The following is a 3,013-nucleotide window of genomic DNA, read 5'->3' on the forward strand; positions in this document are numbered from 1 at the left end:
TCGGCAGCCCATGGACGCGAACTCTATGTACGCGCCATCTTCGGTGAATTCGGAGACATTGAGATGCGGGAACCACCAACCTATGTCCCCAGCGAAGCCGATCAGCAGCACAAGCTCGACACATTGCAGGCCGACGCGGCCCTCCGCATTGCTCCGTTGCAGGATGCCAAGGAGCTAAACATAGCAACGCCAGAGGAACTGGCCAGGCTCGATACCCTGCAGCGCTACCGCATCGCGCTGATGCGCCTGCCACAAAACGAGGGCTGGCCCACCGATGTCATCTGGCCGGATGTCCCGCAATGAGCTGGACGCAAGGCGCGCTGCGCTGGCCGGCCAGCACCGAGGCGATACACACCCGCGCCAGCGGGGTGCTGGGCCAACTGCCAGACAGCCAGGCTGGCGCGGTGGCTCGCTTGCAGGCACTGGCCCCAAGGGCGCAATACCGCCCCACGCCCATCAGCCAAGCCGCTGCCGCGCTCGCAGGGCTGCGGGCTGAGCTCGACCGGCTGCTGGTCACCGGTCGCTGCCTGACGGTCACCCCCTATCTGCATGGGGTGGGCCAGCACCAGGGCAACCAGTACAGCCTCGCCGCCCCCAATGCGGTGGCGACTCTTGCCGCCAAGCTGCAGGACGGCGCAGATCCCCTGCTGCCAACTGGCCAGCTGCACGCCATCGCCTGGCTGGTCACCGGTAACAGCGAAACCGCGCTGGCCGATGCGTTGGCGACGCTTTGTGCCATCCTGCCGCTGCCAGAGTGGTGCGCGGCCCTGCGCCGCCTCACGGCCAACAACGATGCCATGAGCAAACCCACCGCCGCCAAGGTGCCACGCTGGAAAGCAGATGAGCCACTGAGCTGGGATCCGCTGCGCTCGACTCGCTCACTGCTCGGGGCCGAGCTCGCCCAACTGGAGAGCCTGGCACAGGGGACAACTACCCCGATCGCCCAACTGGCCACCCTGGCAGAACGACGCTCTGCCAGACTGACCGAGCTCGAACAGGCACTGGGAAAGCTGACGGCCATCAGTGGCCAGCTGTGGCACTGGCAAGCCCAAGGTGATGCAGCAAGCCTGGCCGCCCAACTGGGCCAGAGCAGCCGCCAGACCATAGCCACAGCATGACGGTCGGCGCCCTGCTGCTCTCCCCCTCCCCGCTCACCTTCTGGCAGGAGTTAACCCGATGAGCCAAACCGCCATGCTCACCCTGGACGGTGAGCCAATTGTGATGAAGTCGATGCGGATAACCGCATCGATGCAGTTTCAGGACAAGGACAGTAGCGGCCAGACCAGCTCGACCAGCAGCTCGGAGCAAGGGGCCAAAGCCAAGGAGCTCGATATCTCGGGGCTTGTCCCCTTCAAGGATGAGCAGACCCTGAGCCGGCTGTTTGAGCTGGCCGATGCCAAAGGCGATGGCGGCAAGCGCCATATCTATCGGGTCGGATCGCTGCTGGCCAAGTCGGTCAAGGTGCGCCAGGCCAAGTTTGCCGGGCGCATCACTGCCAGCGAACAGGAGGGGCTGCTGGCATGGCAAGTGCAGTTCACCCTGCGCGAACACAACTCGGTACCCGAGAAGCGGGAACAGCGAATGCCCAAGGCGCCCGCCACCGTGGGCCAGGGCAACGCCAACACCAAACCGGCCAAGCCGTCAGAGGGAGTGCCCGCCTCCGAGCAGGAACAGCTGAGCTCGTGGGAGCAGGCTATCAAGGGGCTGGATAACAAACTGGGAGACCTGATGGCGTGAAACTCTCGACCAACCTCACCCTGGGAGGCCAACCGGCCAACCTCATCGACCACGATATCGTGCTGGATCTCTGCGCCGGTGGGCGCGCCGCTCTAACCATTGAGGGGAACGCCGAGAAGGGGCAAACCCTGACCGTGGATCTGGGCTACAACGGCGAGCTGCGCCGCTGGTTTACCGGATATGTGTATGACGTGCAGCCTGCCAGCAATGGTGCCAGCAAGCTGCTGTGCCGCGAGCTGGCCGGTATGTTGGGGAGCGCGTTTCCGGTGAGCCTCCAGCATGCCACCCTGCGCGGTCTGCTGGCCTGGTTGAGCGACCAGACCAAGCTCACCTTTTTGCTGCCTGACGGGGCCGACTATACCGATCGGCCTATCCCCAACTTCACCAGCGCCGGCACCGGCTATCAGCTGCTCAACAACGCCGGCCGCGCCTTTGCGGTGCCGGATTTCATCTGGCATCAGCAACCGGATGGCGCCATTTTCGTGGGCAGTCATGCCCATAGTCGTTGGGCAGACAGGCCGGTGGAACTGGATCCGACCTTCTCTGGCCGCCAGGCGGGCAACACCCTCACCACAGCCCCGATCCCGGCCATGCGCCCGGGCGCACTCGTCAACGGCAAGCGGGTGGTGCGAGTTCGCCTCAAGGGCGACGAGATGACCCTCACCACGGCAACACCCGGTAAACCGGTAAAGTCGCCGGAGCGGCGCAAGATGGAGGGCGAGTTCCCGGAGCTGGCCGACCAGATGCACCTGCCCAAGTTCGGGCGGGTCGAGGCCATCAGCGACAACGCAGCCGCTGGCCAGCTCAATGATCCGTTTCGCCCGCGCTATGCAGTAGATGTGCAACTGCTGGGCGAAGATGGCCAGCCGGACAAGGCCGCCCCACTCTATCGCGCCGTGCCGCTGCCGGTACTGTTCGGCGGGCCAGAGCAGGGACTGCTGCAGTTCCCCATCGAGGGAACCATCGTCGAGCTGGGGTTTGCCTTCGGTCGCGCTGACCGGCCATTTATTCGCACCGTACTGGGCTCAGGCTGGCCGCTGCCGGACATCACCCCGGGCGCACAGCTCCAACAGCAACGGGCCGAGGTGTTCAGCCGCACCGATACCGTGGGCAACCAGAGCCGCCATACCGACCGCCGTCAACATGACAAGGCGATGCTGATGCATCGCGAGGCTGACGACTACCAGGGCGAGTTCGGCCAGCACCGACTCACTACCCTGCAGCACAGCGTGGAGCAGATCGGGGCGATGAAGCGCATCGAGGCGCTCGGGGCCAT

At 65.0% G+C, this 3,013-nt stretch carries 3 protein-coding genes and 1 pseudogene; all 4 read left to right on the forward strand.

What is annotated here, in order from left to right; all coding sequences use genetic code 11:
• Positions 1-303 (forward strand): tail fiber assembly protein (locus AACS18_RS16170; RefSeq protein ID WP_108612708.1); only part of this gene is annotated, 303 nt, incomplete at its 5' end.
• On the forward strand, positions 300-1,118 hold the full coding sequence (locus tag AACS18_RS16175; protein ID WP_258228740.1) for a hypothetical protein: 819 nt from the start codon (positions 300-302) through the stop codon (positions 1,116-1,118). The genes AACS18_RS16170 and AACS18_RS16175, both read left to right, overlap by 4 nt.
• Positions 1,119-1,176: 58 nt before the next feature.
• A complete protein-coding gene (locus tag AACS18_RS16180) occupies positions 1,177-1,737 on the forward strand; it encodes a baseplate complex protein (RefSeq protein WP_108612709.1) in 561 nt (186 codons plus the stop codon).
• Positions 1,734-3,013 (forward strand): annotated as a pseudogene (locus AACS18_RS16185) (hypothetical protein); the annotation flags it as partial. The gene AACS18_RS16180 and the pseudogene AACS18_RS16185, both read left to right, overlap by 4 nt.

Source organism: Aeromonas sp. HMWF015, from assembly GCF_963878965.1.
Taxonomy (GTDB): Bacteria; Pseudomonadota; Gammaproteobacteria; order Enterobacterales; family Aeromonadaceae; genus Aeromonas; species Aeromonas veronii.